This is a genomic window from Hassallia byssoidea VB512170, from assembly GCF_000817785.2.
Taxonomy (GTDB): Bacteria; Cyanobacteriota; Cyanobacteriia; order Cyanobacteriales; family Nostocaceae; genus Hassallia; species Hassallia carrinoi.
The window spans coordinates 105504-122982 of sequence record NZ_JTCM02000004.1 but is presented as its reverse complement, the minus strand read 5'-3'; the positions used below and the strand labels follow the sequence as shown (position 1 = coordinate 122982).

Genomic DNA, 17479 nt, shown 5'->3' with positions numbered 1-17479 from the left:
TCTATATCTATATTTTTATCAACTACCAAGCTACGAAGTTAGTTAAAAAACTTAATATATAAATTTCCTCCACACCATTCATAAATAATTATCTATATATATTGATGAAAACGAATAAAAAGAGCCTAAAAGCATTCACTCATAGTATAAAAATAATAATTATCATAAATAAAAAACTATATATTCAAATTTTATCCGGCATTTGCGACTGAACTATAAGTTTTTCCTTATAGATCCAATATAATATTTTTTTAATAATTACAGGTTAAAAGATATCCATTTGGCATCAAAACCTGTAGACTGATTTAAACAACGTTAGCGATCCCAAAAGATCGCATCTATCTAAAGAGGAATAAATAAATTAACCACAGTTTCTCTTTAAGCAGTCGAACGAGTCTTTTCTACTGGAAAAGGCGCATATCTGCTTATTAGTTATAGCTGAAAATTGCCATTGCCAGCGCAAGAAACATTTCTATTGTTTCTCTGCTTAAATTGTCGTACTTAAAAACAAGAAAGTTCCCACTCAAGGAGATATATGACAGAATTTTTTAATCAATTTACTCGTCGCAAATTTATATTAACAGCCGGAGCCTCTGCGGGTGCTGTGTTCCTCAAAGGCTGTTTGGGAAATCCTCCGGCAAGCATTACAGGTAAAAGTGTACAGGCACAGCCAGCGGCTCAAACTGTTGCCAATTTAACTCCAGAACAAAAACCAGAAACGACTACAGTTAAGTTAGGATATATCCCAATTGTAGAAGCGGCTCCGTTAATTATTGCCAAAGAAAAAGGCTTTTTTGCGAAGTATGGCATGACCAATGTTAACCTTTCCAAACAAGCTTCTTGGGGTTCAGCGCGGGACAATATAGAAATTGGTTCTGCTGGTGGTGGGATTGATGGTGGACAATGGCAAATGCCAATGCCGCATTTAATTAGCGAAGGTTTAATTACCAAAGGCAATCAAAAAATTCCCATGTATGTGCTGTGTCAGTTGATTACGCATGGAAATGGAATTGCGATCGCTAACAAGCACCTAGGCAAAGGTGTTAGTTTGCAACTTGCCGGCGCTAAGTCTTTATTTACACAACTGAAATCTTCAACACCTTTCACCGCTGCATTCACCTTTCCCCATGTCAACCAAGATTTGTGGATTCGTTACTGGTTAGCTGCCGGCGGTTTAGATCCGGATGCAGATGTCAAATTGCTGACAGTACCAGCAGCGCAAACTGTCGCCAACATGAAGACGGGAACGATGGATGCTTTTAGTACCGGCGATCCTTGGCCCAATCGTCTTGTGAAAGACAAAATTGGCTATATGGCAGCATTAACCGCTGAAATTTGGAAGAATCACCCCGAAGAATACTTTGCCATGAAAGGTGAGTGGGTTGACAAAAATCCTAAAGCAACCAAAGCAATTTTAAAAGGAATTATGGCGGCTCAACAATGGTTAGATAATTTTGATAACCGGAAAGAAGCGGCTCAAATTCTCGCTGGCAGAAATTATTTTAATCTTCCTGCGGAAGTTTTGATTGAACCATTTCAAGGTAAATATGACATGGGTGATGGTCGCAAAATTGATGATAAATCTATGGCGGCTTATTACTGGAAAGATGGAAAAGGTAGTGTTTCTTATCCTTACAAGAGTCATGATTTGTGGTTCATAGTTGAAAATGTTCGCTGGGGATTTTTGCCGAAAGAATACTTGACTAATGCTAAAGCATTAATCGATAAAGTTAACCGCGAAGATATTTGGAAAGAAGCTGCGAAAGAAGCTGGAATTGCCGCTGCTGATATTCCGACAAGTACTTCGCGTGGGGTGGAAGAATTTTTTGATGGGGTTAAGTTTGACCCTGAGAAGCCAGAAGAATATCTCAGAAGTTTGAAGATTAAGAAGGTTAGTGTTTAGAAATTAAGAAGCGCTTCAGCGCTTACTACGAAATAAAGAGGAGAATACAGACAATGACAATTGCTCAAAAACGTCCTGCTGGCGCTAGGTTAGATAATGGCTTTATTTCTCGGTTGAAGAAGCAGTTTCCTAATTTGATACCTCCGGCTATTGCGATCGCTATCTTTTTAATTCTTTGGCAATTATTTGCTTTCATTCCCGGCGCAACTCTACCGGGTCCGATACAGGTGATTCAAGATACTTGGATCTTGATATTTTGGCCCTTTTATGACAACGGTGGGATAGATAAGGGCTTGTTTTGGCAGATTTTAGCTAGTCTGAAAAGAGTTGCGATTAGCTATACTTTAGCGGCAATTGTCGGTATTGGCTTGGGCGTTTTGATTGGTGTTAATCAAACAATGTCTAAAGCTTTAGATCCTCTGTTTCAACTACTGCGGACTGTACCACCTTTGGCTTGGGTGCCGATTTCGTTAGCAGCTTTGCGACAAAACGAACCCGCTGCTTTATTCGTAATTTTCATTACCGCAATTTGGCCTATTTTAATTAACACTGCTGTCGGCGTAACTCAAATTCCTCAAGATTACAACAACGTCGCCAAAGTTTTGCAACTTAGCCGCAAAGAATATTTCACAAACATTCTGATTCCGTCGGCTTTACCTTACATTTTCACGGGATTGAGAATTGCGATCGGTTTGGCTTGGTTGGCGATTATTGCCGCCGAAATCGTTATGTCTGGTATTGTCGGCATTGGCTTTTTCATCTGGGATGCTTATCAAAATAACAACGTCAGTGAAGTTATTTTGGCTCTAGTTTACATCGGTGTTGTCGGTCTGCTGCTAGATAAACTCATGGCGTGGATTCAACACAAGATTTTACCAGCAGAACAGAAGTAGGGAGTAGGGAGTAGGGAGTAGGGAGTAGGGAAGAGTCTTTCTAATTCCCATTCCCCATTCCCCATTCCCCATTCCCCCCTCCTCCCCATTCCCCACTCCCCACTCCCCATTCCCAAATTACTATGTCTATCTTTGTTGCTGTTGACCAAATTGATAAGGTTTTTGAATTAACCGGCGGTGGTAAGTATATCGCCCTCAAAGGTATTAATCTGGAGATTAAAAAAGGAGAATTCGTTTCTTTAATTGGTCACTCCGGTTGCGGTAAATCGACTTTGTTAAATATGATTGCCGGTCTGGATTTGCCAAGTGAAGGTGTTGTGACTTTGGAAGGACAAAGAATCACTAAACCAGGTCCAGATAGAATGGTGGTGTTTCAAAATTATTCGCTGTTACCTTGGCGGACGGTGAGAGAAAATATTACTCTTGCTGTAGATTCGGTGATGAAGGGTATGCCGGCAGGTGAACGCAAAGCAATTGTCGAAAAACATATCGATATGGTGGGTTTGCGTCCCCATGCTGATAAACAACCGGGGATGTTATCTGGGGGACAAAAACAACGGGTAGCGATCGCTCGCGCTTTGGCGATTCGTCCTAAGTTATTATTGCTAGATGAGCCATTTGGTGCATTGGATGCACTCACACGCGGCAATTTGCAAGAACAATTGATGCAAATTTGTCAAGAAAATGAAGTTACTGCCGTAATGGTGACACACGATGTCGATGAGGCAGTACTGTTATCTGACAGAATTGTGATGTTGACCAATGGACCCGAATCGAAAATTGGCGACATTTTAGAAGTCGATATTCCCAGACCCCGCAAGCGGATGGAAGTAGTCGAACATCCGAGTTACTACAGCTTGCGAAGTGAGATGATTTACTTCCTCAACCAGCAAAAACGCATCAAGAAAATTAGAGCGCGGAAAACTGCGGCGATCGCCCGTCATGGCTTAGAAAAAGTTAACCTAGAAATTGGCTTTTTACCCTTGACAGCTTGCGCTCCTTTGGCGATCGCTAAAGAAAAAGGCTTCTTTGCCAAACATGGTTTAGATGAAGTTAGCCTCGTGCGTGAAAGCAGCTGGCGCGGTATCGTTGATGGCATGACCGGCGGTTATTTAGATGCGGCGCAAATGCCTTCAGGAATGCCGATGTGGTTGACCTTAGGAGGACATAACAACCAACCTTTGCCCGTGGTTACTGCCCTTACCATGACCCGCAACGGTAACGCTATCACCTTAGCGAGACGCTTCTATGAAGAAGGTGTGCAAAGCTTATCAGACTTCAAAAATTACCTGCTTCGCACCCGCGACTTACGCCACACAATGGGGGTAGTGCATCCCGCATCAATGCATAATTTGCTACTGCGCTACTGGTTAGCTGCTGGGGGAATTGACCCCGATTTAGACGTGGATATGAAGACTATCCCGCCAGCGCAGATGGTCGCAGACTTGAAAGCCGGCAGTATAGATGGTTACTGCGTGGGTGAACCTTGGAACTATCGCGCTGCGGTCGAACAAATTGGCTTTACGATCGCTACCGACTTAGAAGTTTGGTGGGGACATCCTGGTAAAGTTCTCGGTGTGCGCGAAGATTGGGCAGAAACTTACCCCAATACCCACATCGCCTTAACTAAAGCTTTGCTAGAAGCTTGTTATTATTGTGCAATTCCGGAAAATGCCCTAGAGATTCGGCAAATTTTAGCACGGCGAGAGTATGTCAGCAACGATATCGAGTACATTCAAATCGAAGATCCGAATGACGCCGCTTGTAGCTTAGATTATCCGCTGCGCGATTATGCCCATCATCAATTTTACTCGGATTCTGCCATCAATCGTCCCAGTCGCACCGAGCAAATTTGGATTATGAGTCAATTAGCGCGTTGGGGTGATACTCCCTTCCCCAGAAATTGGGTGGAAGTTGTCGAAAGAGTCTGTCGAGTTCGCGTCTTCAGCACCGCTGCCCGCGAGTTAGGTTTAGATATTAGCTACACCCGTCAACCGATCCAACTGTTCGATGGAACACCGTTTAATGCTGACGATCCGATATCTTATCTCAACAGCTTGCACATTAAACGTGATGTTTCTGTGGCTGAAGTTATTCTTGATACACCCACGAGAAGAGTAGCGTAGTAAGCACTTTAGTGCTTATTTGTTTGAGCGCTTCAGCGCTCACTACTCTATTTCTCCTCACGCACGAGCTTCAGTTCCTCAACGATGACCTTCAGTTCCTCAACGATGACCCTCTGAAGCTCAACGATGACCTTCAGTTCCTCAACGTTGACCTTCAGTTCCTCAACGTTGACCCTCAGTTCCTCAACGTTGACCTTCAGTTCCTCAACGTTGACCTTCAGTTCCTCAACGATGACCTTCAGTTCCTCAACGATGACCTTCAGTTCCTCAACGATGACCTTTTTAACTTCTAAAACGCCATGCAAAACCGCACTTTAAGACCAACCAACATCGGACAACCATTAGATACTCAAATTAACAACGTCCGCAAGCCTTTTTTAGAAATTAAAGATGTTTCTAAAGTTTATCCGACCAAGAAAGGACCCTTCACCGTCCTTGATGGTGTTAACCTGAATGTCGGACAGGGTGAGTTTATTTGCGTTATCGGTCACTCTGGCTGTGGCAAATCGACACTATTAAATATGGTATCCGGTTTTAACTTTCCCACTTCCGGACAAGTGCTGCTAGAAGGACAACCGATTACCAAACCCGGTCCCGATAGGATGGTTGTCTTCCAAAATTATGCCTTGCTACCTTGGCGGACTGCTTTTGAAAATATATACTTGGCTGTTAACGCGGTTTCTCCCAACAAACCCGAAGCGGAAAAAAGAGCGATCGTCCGCGATCATTTAGCGATGGTGGGACTAGCTGACGCGATGGACAAAAAACCACCGCAAATGTCTGGGGGGATGAGACAGCGGGTTTCTATCGCTCGTGCTTTGGCAATTCGTCCGAAAGTGTTAATTTTAGATGAACCCTTTGGAGCGCTAGATGCTATCACCAAAGAAGAATTACAAGAAGAATTGCTGAAAATCTGGGGTGATAACCGCTGTACAGTGTTGATGATTACCCATGATATCGATGAAGCGCTCTTTTTAGCAGATAAGTTGGTGATGATGACCAATGGACCTCATGCGAAAATTGGCGAAGTCATGTCAATTCCTTTTGCGCGTCCACGCGATCGCTCTCGCATTATGGAAGATCCCCAATATTATCAACTGCGTAACTATGCTTTAGACTTTCTCTTTAACCGCTTTGCCCATGATGATGTAGGTTAGCATCTTTCCCCCGAACGCGGAATGCACCAATACCCCTTACCCTGGAAGGGTAGGGCTATACGGACAAGGAACACCTGCGTGTGCTGGGAAAAATGAAGAGTTTTATAGCCCACGAAGGTGTTCCTTGTATGTTTAGCCAGCGGCTTCCAGCCTGAGGGCGTATAATATGTTGAGTTAAATAATCAAAGTCCCCCACTCCCCCCCTCCCCCTCCCTTCCCAATAATCTTTTTTCTCTACGTACCAGCATTTTGATAAGTTAGTACATGAGTTGAAAATAATTACGTTGCAAAAAAGGGGTTACGTTGAGTTACCATCCAGATACCATTGCCCCCCACGGTGGACAGTTGGTGAATCGCATTGCTACCGCAGAGCAAAGAGATGAATTTCTCTCGAAAGCTGATGTTTTACCGCAAGTGCAGCTTGATGAGCGAGCTGTTTCTGATTTAGAAATGATCGCGATCGGCGGTTTTAGTCCTCTGACGGGTTTTATGAATCAAGAAGACTACGATCGCGTTGTCACTCAAATGCGTCTCGCCAACGGTTTGCCGTGGTCAATTCCGATTACACTGTCGGTAACTGAAGAAATTGCTTCTTCCCTGACCGAAGGCAACTTGATTCGCTTGGATAACCCCGCAGGTGAGTTTATCGGGGTTTTGCAACTGACGCAAAAGTACCGCTACGACAAAAAGCGCGAAGCAATTAATGTCTACCGCACCGATGATATCAACCATCCAGGGGTGCAAGTACTATATAACCAAGGTTCTGTACATCTCGCCGGCGACATCTGGCTATTGCAACGCAAACCCCATCCCCAGTTTCCCACCTACCAAATCGATCCAGCCGAATCACGAGAGATGTTTAAAGTCAATGGCTGGAAAACAATTGTTGGTTTTCAAACTCGCAACCCGATCCACCGCGCTCATGAATATATCCAAAAGTGCGCTTTAGAAACAGTGGATGCTTTATTTTTGCATCCTTTGGTCGGAGCGACAAAAGATGATGACATTGCCGCTGATGTGCGGATGCGCTGTTATGAAATTTTGCTGGAACACTATTATCCGCGCGATCGCGTAACTTTAGCAATCAATCCCGCAGCGATGCGTTATGCAGGTCCGCGTGAAGCGATTTTTCATGCTTTAGTCCGCAAAAACTACGGCTGTACTCACTTTATCGTCGGACGAGATCATGCTGGGGTGGGTAACTATTATGGTACATACGATGCTCAACATATCTTCGATGAGTTTGATCCCAGTGAATTAGGGATTGTGCCGATGATGTTTGAACACGCTTTCTATTGTACCCGCACCAAGCAAATGGCGACGACGAAAACCAGTCCCAGCAAGCCAGAAGAACGGATTCACCTGTCGGGAACAAAAGTACGGGAAATGCTAAGACGAGGTGAATCACCTCCACCAGAATTTTCTCGTCCGGAAGTAGCAGCAGAGTTGACACGGGCAATGCGCGTGGAAGATAGCTGGTATATGCACATATAGTAAAGTTAAACAAGTCTAAGTTTTTCTTTACCCTACAGACTTCAGCCCTTTAAGCTGATAACTGATGTTCCTTAGACCCGAAGTGGCTTGCAGTAGGGTAGGTTAATAACTAATGATGAAGCGACGAACGTTTTTACAACGGATTGGCTTTATACTCGCGGCGTTGGGAGTGACTGAGGCTGGTTGGTTTTCCTTAGGAAATCGCTATTACCAAGCTTTGGCACAACCCAGCCGGCGTAAACTAGCGTTATTGATCGGTATCAATAAATATCCGCATTCCTTAGCACTTGGGGGCTGTTTAACTGATGTCGAACTGCAAAAGGAACTTTTGATTTACCGCTTTGGCTTTCAAGAGTCAGATATTTTGACTTTGACTGATGAACAAGCTACCAGAGAAAAAATTGAAAATGCTTTTTTAGACCATCTGGTTCAAGATGCTAAACCATCGGATGTGGTTGTCTTCCACTTTAGCGGTTATGGCAGCCGCGTCAAATTAAACGCAGCAGAAGAATCCCTGGTAAACACTCTCATTCCCTTTGATGGAACTTACATATCAGAAAACAGTCCAACAGTCAATTGTTTATTAGAAGAAACATTGATGTTATTGTGGCGACAGCTGACCACACGAGTAACAGCAATACTCGATACAAGCTATCATGCGCCAATAACAGCTGCTTCAACAGCTTCGCGAATTCGCGCCTACCAAATGCCAGCACAAGCCGAATTCGCAACAGCAGAACTCGACTTTCAAAAAGAACTTAAAAGCAAAAGTATAAGCGATCGCCCGACACCCCTGCTGCTATCTGCCACCTCGAACCCCAAAGAGTTGGCGAGGGAAATACTATTATCTGGTTTCAGCGTAGGATTATTTACCTACGCCTTGACGCAGTATTTGTGGGAAGCAACTCCAGTAACGACAATTATTCACACTTTGTCGCAAGTGGGAAGTTCCATACGCCAACTGGATGGTAAACAGCAGCCAGCGTTATTAAATAGCAAAAAAAATCAATCAAAGTTACTGAGCGATAATTTTGTTACAGAAAGCATCATTGGTGCCGAAGGAGTAGTTATAGCAACAGAAGAGGATGGTAAAACAGTCCAAGTGTGGTTAGGCGGAATACCTTTACAAGTGCTGGAGTATTATGGAGTCAATTCGCGACTGAGTTTAGTGAGCGAAGATGCGAATATACAAATTGTATTGCGATCGCGTAACGGATTAACCGCAAAAGCGCAAATCTCCGACGAAACTAAAAGTGCAACTTTGATTAAAGTCGGGCAATTAGTCCAAGAAGAAGAGCGAGTTTTAGCCAAAAATATTAACTTAAGCGTTGCTCTGGGTACTAAACTAGAAAGAATTGAGCGTGTAGATGCTACAAGTGGTTTTGCAACGATTTCCCGCGTATCTAGTGTAATTGCAGGAGAACAACCAGCCGATTATGTATTTGGTAAATTACCAGAAACAAAAATTCCCGATTCAGCAGCATCTCCCAGTCGCTACGGTTTATTTTCTCTCTCCTACGAATTGATTCCCAACACCGCAGGAGAAGATGGAGAAGCGGCGAAAGTTGCAGTACAACGCTTAGAACGAAGATTGCAAACTTTGCTAGCAGCGAAATTATGGCGACTGACAGAAAATGAAGGTTCTTCTCGCTTGGGAGTCAAAGCTAGTTTAGAGATAATTAGCGGTATAACCCCTCGCGTAGTCATGCAACGCGAAACAGTGCGAGTAACTGCACAATCGAATAAGAAATTACTTAGCAGCGAAGCCGGATATGTTCCCACCGTACCTGTAGGTAGCCGGATGCAATACCGCGTGGAAAATTTGAGCGATCGCCCGATATATTTGATGCTATTAGGATTGAATAGTAGTAGGACAGCGATCGCATTTTACCCCACTTCCCGCAGTCAAGAACTTAACGCCGAAACAAAACCACCCCTGAAAGAAGTCGTCATCGCCCCTGGTGAAATTATCACCTTACCAAAAAGTGGCACTAATTCCGAATGGGTGATTCCCGGTTCCGCTGACGAATACGAACACCAAGTAATTTTTAGCACCGCACCCTTCACCCAAACCCTCGCTGCCGTTCAAGCTGCTAAATATTCCACCGCAGATAAACAACCGATTATCGAATTGTCCAAACCCTTAGAAGTAGCCCAAGCCCTTTTGCAAGACTTGCACAACGCCAGCGCAGCCACCGAGACAACCAGCCAAAGTAGCGATTTTTACGCCTTAAATGTGAATAATTGGGCAAGTCTCAGCTTTATCTTTCAGGTGGTTTAATAAGTTAGGAGGAGCGGAGGAGCAGAGTTAAAAGTTAGGAGTTACGAGTCGGAACTTATTAAGTACGTACACTCTCTCTTATCTTTCTCTGCTTTCTCTGCCCCTCTGCGGTTCGTTTCTTACTTAAAAAAATGCGTAATTCACTTAGTTAGCTTGGTATATAACTGTGTTTACTGGGCTTATAGTGAGTAAATTCTCATGGAAATCAACAATCAAGTTGCAAGAGCGCTTTCTCTGGTTCTATTATCTGCTAGTGCTGCTACTGCTCAACCGAGTCAAATACCGACAGCGATACCAACTCTATCGGCTCAAGAAAAATTAGAAATAGGCGATCAAGTTGACAACGAAGTAGATCGTGCTTTTGGGCACACTACAACTTTATTAAATATTATGCTAGTCGTATTGACTTTGTTACCAATTTTAGCAGCGGCTGGTCTTTGGTTACTTCGTCGCAGCGTCATTAGTGAATTAGTAGCGGAAACAAAAAAGCGACTAGAAGAAGAGGTAGACGCACAACTACAAAAAGAAGTAGCCATAGAATTGCAAAAACAAACAGAAGCTTTTAAACAAGAACTAGAAATATTAAAGTCAGATTTTGTCGGACAATTATCTCAGTTAAATAATCTTTTTGTAGATGCCCAAACTCAAAAGGAGCAAATATTTCAACAGCTATCTGCATTGACACCCGCACCTTCATTAGTTGTAGATTACATTCATCCAGAAATTCAGCAAAAAATCCAAGAATTGACAACACAACTAGAAAAATTAAAAGGTGGCAATCCGCAATTATTTTTTACAGCAAATGATTATTTAAAACAAGGTGATGCGCTCTTCGTTGAAGGTCGATATGATGAAGCATTTGCCAGTTATAATTTAGTAATTGAAAAACAACCGGAAATTTATTGTGCTTGGGTAAATCGCGGTTGGACACTGAGAAAATTAGGGCGTTACGAAGAAGCCGTTTTATCCTATGATAAAGGAATTGAGATAAGATATGACCAATATATAGCCTGGTTTGGTCGCGGTAATGCCCTAAGAAAATTACAAAGATATAATGATGCGATCGCGTCCTATAATAAAACTCTAGAACTTCAACCAGATTTTCATTGGGCTTGGCATCATAAAGCTCGTTGTCACGTATTACAAGGTAATCATGACTTAGCACTTGAAAGCCTGCAACAAGCAATTAATTTAAAAGTTGATAAACACCGAGAATTGGCAAAAACTAATCCAGACTTTGACATACTTCGCCAAGACGATCGCTTTAAAAAATTAATAGAAGGCTAAAATACTAAGATCCTCGATTTCTTTGAGAAGTCGGGGATCTGATAATCTTACTAGCTGACACTTTCTCTTCTGCACATAAAAGTGCGGTTCGTTTCTACAAATACTTTTGCAACAACAACCTCAACTTCTCTTTTGTTGCCGCCGGCGCTTTTTCTAAATTAGTCAAAATTGCATACTTCAAGGCAGAATGAGCATCACTAGACGGCGGATTTTCACTTAAACGACGTACAGTTTCTTGAATCACCTTTTGAGCATTTACCGCATTCCGCTGTAAATTTGCAATCACCATTTCCACCGTCACGCTATCGTGATCTGAGTGCCAGCAATCATAATCTGTTACCAACGCTAAAGTTGCATAAGCGATTTCCGCTTCCCGCGCTAACTTCGCTTCTGGTAAATTCGTCATCCCGATTACCGTTGCACCCCAACTGCGGTAAAGATGCGATTCTGCCTTAGTTGAAAATGCCGGTCCTTCCATGCAGACATAAGTGCCACCGCGATGCAGACATACATTTGGTAAATTGAGAGAAGCGATCGCATCCCCCAAAACTCCAGCTAAATTTCCACAAACCGGATCGCCAAAAGCAATGTGAGCCACAATTCCTTCCCCGAAGAAAGTCGAAACCCGATTTTTGGTTCTATCAATAAACTGATCCGGAACCACCATATCTAGAGGTTTAGCTTCTTCCTTCAACGAACCCACCGCACTAGCGGAAATTAAATACTCCACACCTAATTGCTTCATCGCATAGATATTCGCACGAAACGGCAACTCAGAAGGCAAAAGCGTATGATTGCGACCGTGACGCGCTAAAAAAGCTACCTGAGTCCCGTCCACAGTTCCCAAAATCAAAGCATCAGAAGGTGAACCAAACGGTGTTTCTACATGCACCTCCTCTACATCTTTCAGCGCATCCATCTTGTATAAACCGCTGCCACCAATAATCCCAATCTTCGCTTGAGCCATGATTCTGAACCTCTAGATGTAAAGGCAATGCCAAGCTATTTTACTAGGAATTGGTCAAAATACATAAACATTACTTATAATGATACTTTTCTATTCCTATGGAGCTATTCCTCTCGGTCGATGTGTAGATAATAATCAAATTATATTGTAATAAAGCAGTGAATCTTTCTATACATACCAGAAATAACTCAAGGACAATTTATCTAAAAATGGTCTGTCTCTTTTAGGAGATTCAGATAAAACTGGGTTAGGTACGCAGTTACGAACTATGCGAATAAGAGCGCGTGTTCAGCAAAAATTGAGATTTGCAAATTGCCTGAAAACGATTGCAGACTTGATTTTGTTCTGTTATATTTAAGCATACCCTTATGCCTAGAAGAACAATCCCAAGTAGAAAATTCATGTTTATTGCTTAGGTTTTGATTCCTTTACGAAATTGAAACTCATGGATCTTTTAAAGTATGAACTTCTTCAATTTCAACCGAAAGAAAAAAGAGAAAAGTATGAGTCGCACAGCTAAAACTATTAAGCTCAAACCAGGGGCAGTTTATATCCAAGATTGTGTCACCAATGAATTAAGCAAACTTTATACCCTGGATTTAGCTACAGGTAAAGCTACGTTTATTGGCGAGATAGTTACAGAAGTCTCTGACATTGCTTTTGTCGGTTCGCAACTATATGGACTTGATCGAGACGGTGACAAGACTCAACTAGTTAAAATTGACCTGAATTCAGGTGATGCCACCGTAGTTGGTGATATTGGCTTTGCTTGTGCTGGTTTAGCATATAATCGCCAGCGTCAAACCCTCTACGCCACAACAGCGAAACAACTGATTGCCATTAATCTCGAAACAGGTAAAGGTACGCCAGTAGTAACAGTAGCGGATAAAGACTACAACTGTGCTGAAGTTGCCTTTGATGCTGATGGCAAAGCTTATATTACCTTGATTGGTTACAACAAGAAGAAGTTATTAGTAAGTTGGAATCTAGAGACTAGTAAAGTCCAGATCATTGGTGATACAGGCTTTCCCAATATTGCCAGTATGGAATTTGTTGGTGATGTTCTCTATGGCGTGACTGGTAACTTCTTTAACTTAGGTAAAGACGGTCAACTAATCCGCATAAACACGACTACTGGTAAGGGAACTTTAGTCACCATGACCGAACCTAAGGGTCGTTGGGCAGGGATTACTATTTATGAACCAGCCACGGCAGTAACAACGGAAATTACCCCAGAAGTCAAGTCGGACGAAAAATCTGAAACAACAAAAGAAGAAACTTCTCAAGGTACACCAGCAGCAGTAAAACAAGAAAAAACTTCTCAACGCATACCAGCAGTAAAACAAGAAAAAACTTCTCAAGGTACACCAGCAATAGTTTCTCAAGAAAGCAAAACTATCAGGGAGGAAGGTATGAGCATTTTAACCATCGATACCAAAAACAATTGTTATGTTATCGACGCCAACCAAATGAACAACTTGCAACAAAATGTTGCAACTTCCTTTACTTTCGATAAAGGTACTTTTGATATCAAAATTATTGGCGGTCGCTACAAATATGCCAAGGCTAAAACAGAAGGAGAACCTTTTGTCTTGCTCTGGATATATGGAGCTGATGGTAGTAAATTTATCAATAAAACCACAGGTTATGAGGTAGGCGCAACCTGGACAACCTTAAACGGATATAATGATAATTTGCAGTTAGAAGTTAAACAAAGAGCAGTTCTCAATGCCTTGTTCTTTGATGTTAACAATGCTGATAATAATGGCTCAATTGACCTTTTGATTACCAGTAATAAGCCATTTTTCAATCCTCATACTTTAACAGTAGATAGCAAACGCAATAGTTATGTGCTGGATGAAAATTACCTGTCAAGTTTGAAGCAATCCGGTACTAACTCCATTGAATTAAGTCCCGGAAACTATCGCCTCAAAATTCGTGAAGGCAATGCAACTTATTGGTCAGATAACAAGAAGTTTAACCTAGAACCTTGGGCTTTAATTTGGGTCAAAGGCGGAAAATTTATTACAAAACTGACTGGCATTGAAGTTGAAGAAACTTGGACTTCATTGAATGGTCTCAAAGATGAAGTCATTTTAGAAGTCAAAGAAAAAACTACCTTAACAGGTTTATTTGTTGATACCTACAAAGAAGATAACGAAGGACAAATTATCCTGGCAATAGAGTCAGTGAGTGCAACTGAACTGACCCAGAAGAAGAAGCAACAGACTACTACAAGCCAGATTACAAATCAACAACAGACTACTACAACCCGGACTGTTACAAATGTTCAAGGCTCAGGTGGATCTAGCAGTCGTGAAGCAGTGGGTGCGAACAGCTCGGAGACTGTTACAAATATTCAAGGCTCAGGTGGATCTACCAGTCGTGAAGCAGTGGGTGCGAGCAGTTCGACAGAGTTCACCTTCCGCTTTAACGAAGACGAGTTAAAGAAGAAGTGGGAGGAGCAGTTACAGCAGATTAATGCATCTATCAAGGTGATAGATGAAAACGATGTGACACTGGAGGCTAAGTATTGGGATCAGCTCGAACAGTGGCTCCTGAAGAACTACGAGAAGCACTTCAAGAACCTGGCTATAGAAGTAGCGAAGGTCAGGTTTACGATGGATGCCTATACACAGCAGATGGAATTTAGTCTGAACCAGCAATTGCAAGGCTGGTCTAGCTACTTAGACAAGCTAGTGGAAGATAGGATCAACGTTGAGATATCGAGGAAAATTAACCAGCAGATCAACCAGTACGTTGACCAAACCTTTGAGCAAAGGATACGTAACAACATCGGATTAATTGTCAACAACATTGTAAATAAGCAGGAACTCAACCAGTACATCGATCGCCATGTCGATCAGCAAATCGACCAAATCTTCGATCAAAAGGTACGTAACAACATCGGATTAATTGTTAACAACGTTGTACGTAAGCAGGAACTCAACCAGTACATTGATCGCCATGTCGATCAGCAAATCGACTCCTCCTTTGAGCAAAAGATACGTAACAACGTCGAATTAATTATCAACAACCTTGTAAATAAGCAGGAACTCAACCAGTACATCGATCGCCATGTCGATGGGCAAATCGACTCCTCCTTTGAGCAAAAGATACGCAATAACATCAACCTAATTACTCAGAATATTGTCAATGATAATACTGAGCTTAATCAGTACGTCAGCCAGCAAATCGACAATACTTATGAGCAAAAGCTACAAAGTCACATCCCAGCGATTACTCAGAACATTGTCAATAACAATGAGGCATTAAATCAGTACATCGACCAGCGCTTACAGCAGTCTGTAACTAACAACACTGAAGTTAACAACTCGATTGTTAACTTGGTTTCCAACAGTACTGAAATTAACAACAAGATTGAGAATCTCCGCAACCAGTGGAATCAGACATTCCTAAGTTTGGCTACTCAGCACGTTGACGAACTGAGCAACATCATCGGTGGTACAGACACATTCAGCAGAGTCATTACTGGGAAGCTTGTCAACAATAATACTGACCTTGAGCAGTACATTAGCCAGCAAATTGACAACACTTATGAGCAAAAGGTACAAAATAACTTGCACCTGATTACTCAGAACATTGTCAATAACAATGAAAACTTAAATCAGTACATTGACGAACGCTTACAGCAAGCTGTCACCAACAACACTGATGTCAACAACTCGATTGTCAACTTAGTTTCCAACAGTACTGAAATTAACAACAAGATTTCAAACCTCCGCAACGAGTGGAATCAGACATTCCTAAGTTTGGCTACTCAGCACGTTGATGAACTGAGCAACATCATCGGTGGTACAGACACATTCAGCAGAGTCATTACTGGGAAGCTTGTTCAGAACAATGAAAACTTAAATCAGTACATCGACGAACGCTTACAGCAAGCTGTCACCAACAACACTGATGTCAACAACTCGATTGTCAACTTAGTTTCCAACAGTACGGAAATTAACAACAAGATTGAGAATCTCCGCAACGAATGGAATCGGACATTCATCAATCTGGCTACTCAGCACGTTGACGAACTGAGCAACATCATCGGTGGTACAGACACATTCAGCAGAGTGATTACTGGGAAGCTTGTCAACAATAATACTGACCTTGAGCAGTACATTAGCCAGCAAATTGACAATACTTATGAGCAAAAGGTACAAAATAACTTGCATCTGATTACTCAGAACATTGTCAATAACAATGAGGAATTAAATCAGTACATCGACCGACGCTTACAGCAGACTGTAACCAACACTGAAGTTAACAACGAGTTTGTCAACGTCGTTGCCAACAGTACGGAAATTAACAACAAGATTGAGAATCTCCGCAACGAATGGAATCGGACATTCATCAATCTGGCTACACAGCATGTCGATGAACTGAGCAACATCATTGGTGGTGGAGACACATTCAGCAGAGTCATTACTGGGAAGCTTGTCAATAACAATACTGAGCTTAATAACTACGTCAACCAGCAAATTGACAATACTTATGAGCAAAAGGTACGAAATTACATCTCTGTGATTACCCAGAACATTGTCAATAACAATGAGGGATTAAATCAGTACATCGACCAACGCTTACAGCAAAATGTCACCAACAACATTGATGTTAACAACTCGATTGTCAACTTGGTTGCCAATAGTACTGAAATTAACAACAAGATTAATAACGTCTACAGAGATATTGACATCAAGATTGAGAACGTCCGCAACGAGTGGAATCAGACATTCATAAGTCTGGTTACACAGCACATCGATGAACTGATCAACATAATAGGCGGCAGAGACACATTCAACATCCAGGTCGCAAATATCATCAACATCAAGGTGGACGAGCTTCTCAACCAAATCTTGAGAACCAAGAACGAACTGACTGCAATCATCAACAACGCAGACAGACATCTCTATGAGTGGACTCTGGGAGAACTCATGGCAATCAAAGGCTGCTTAACCGACCGTGAAGTTCTTGTGGAGACGCTAGTCACCTTCAGCGCTCAACTCAGAACCAAGCTGGATGGAACTGCCTGCGTGGACATTAACACATTCAAGCCGTTCAAACCTATGATTGAGCCGAAGCAGTAATTGGTTCATAACTGCACTTTGTCCGAGCAAGGCAATGTAATTGCCACTTTCAAGAACTACATCAAACTGTCACCAAGCCCCTAGGGGGCGGGGTGTGGGGTGTGGGGTGTGGGGGAAGAAATAGCCCCAACAACCGCCTTGGTCAGAAGCCTCGCCCTTAAAGGGCGATTGCGTTGGTTGGGGTTAGAAGCCCCAACCAACGCCGTCTCCCCCCTTCACCCTACACCCATGCACCCTACACCCTGCGCGGAGCGCCGTCACCCGTGCAACCG

Annotated in this window: 11 protein-coding genes; 8 read left to right on the top strand and 3 right to left on the bottom strand. The window is 42.5% G+C overall.

Annotated features, from left to right (window positions below; translation table 11 throughout):
* Positions 1-535: 535 nt before the first annotated feature.
* Complete coding sequence (locus PI95_RS03400; protein ID WP_039752670.1) at positions 536-1903, top strand: CmpA/NrtA family ABC transporter substrate-binding protein; 1368 nt, start codon at positions 536-538, stop codon at positions 1901-1903.
* A gap of 53 nt (positions 1904-1956) precedes the next feature.
* The gene (gene ntrB / locus PI95_RS03395) at positions 1957-2796 is read left to right on the top strand and encodes a nitrate ABC transporter permease (protein WP_039752669.1); all 840 of its coding nucleotides are present in this window, start codon (positions 1957-1959) and stop codon (positions 2794-2796) included.
* Here ntrB and PI95_RS03390 read toward each other — a convergent pair.
* A complete protein-coding gene (locus tag PI95_RS03390) occupies positions 2763-2906 on the bottom strand; it encodes a hypothetical protein (protein ID WP_163518556.1) in 144 nt (47 codons plus the stop codon). The genes ntrB and PI95_RS03390 overlap by 34 nt on opposite strands.
* Positions 2907-2918: 12 nt before the next feature.
* Here PI95_RS03390 and PI95_RS03385 point away from each other — a divergent pair, with 12 nt between their 5' ends.
* Complete coding sequence (locus tag PI95_RS03385; RefSeq protein WP_039752667.1) at positions 2919-4922, top strand: ABC transporter ATP-binding/substrate-binding protein; 2004 nt, start codon at positions 2919-2921, stop codon at positions 4920-4922.
* A gap of 47 nt (positions 4923-4969) precedes the next feature.
* On the opposite strand, the gene PI95_RS03380 is transcribed toward PI95_RS03385, so the two are convergent.
* Positions 4970-5227, bottom strand: coding sequence for a hypothetical protein (locus PI95_RS03380; RefSeq protein WP_039752666.1), 258 nt, complete (start codon positions 5225-5227; stop codon positions 4970-4972).
* On the opposite strand from PI95_RS03380, the gene PI95_RS03375 reads away from it, so the two are divergent.
* The 4 genes from PI95_RS03375 (at position 5222) to PI95_RS03360 (ending at position 11141) form a co-directional block, all read left to right on the top strand.
* On the top strand, positions 5222-6079 hold the full coding sequence (locus PI95_RS03375; protein WP_039752665.1) for a nitrate ABC transporter ATP-binding protein: 858 nt from the start codon (positions 5222-5224) through the stop codon (positions 6077-6079). The genes PI95_RS03380 and PI95_RS03375 overlap by 6 nt on opposite strands.
* 303 nt (positions 6080-6382) lie before the next feature.
* Positions 6383-7573 carry a sulfate adenylyltransferase gene (gene sat / locus PI95_RS03370; RefSeq protein WP_039752664.1) on the top strand — a complete coding sequence of 397 codons (1191 nt, stop codon included), beginning with the start codon at positions 6383-6385 and terminating at the stop codon, positions 7571-7573.
* A gap of 115 nt (positions 7574-7688) precedes the next feature.
* Entirely contained in the window at positions 7689-9854 is a 2166-nt protein-coding gene (locus PI95_RS03365; protein ID WP_039752663.1) for a caspase family protein, read from the top strand.
* 198 nt (positions 9855-10052) lie between these two features.
* On the top strand, positions 10053-11141 hold the full coding sequence (locus PI95_RS03360; RefSeq protein WP_052325745.1) for a tetratricopeptide repeat protein: 1089 nt from the start codon (positions 10053-10055) through the stop codon (positions 11139-11141).
* A gap of 94 nt (positions 11142-11235) precedes the next feature.
* On the opposite strand, the gene PI95_RS03355 is transcribed toward PI95_RS03360, so the two are convergent.
* Positions 11236-12108 (bottom strand): S-methyl-5'-thioadenosine phosphorylase, encoded by an 873-nt coding sequence (locus PI95_RS03355; protein ID WP_039752662.1) that lies wholly within the window; start codon positions 12106-12108, stop codon positions 11236-11238.
* Between the two features lie 503 nt (positions 12109-12611).
* On the opposite strand from PI95_RS03355, the gene PI95_RS35005 reads away from it, so the two are divergent.
* A complete protein-coding gene (locus tag PI95_RS35005) occupies positions 12612-17207 on the top strand; it encodes a rhoptry family protein (protein WP_201280278.1) in 4596 nt (1531 codons plus the stop codon).
* The last annotated feature ends 272 nt before the right edge of the window (positions 17208-17479 follow it).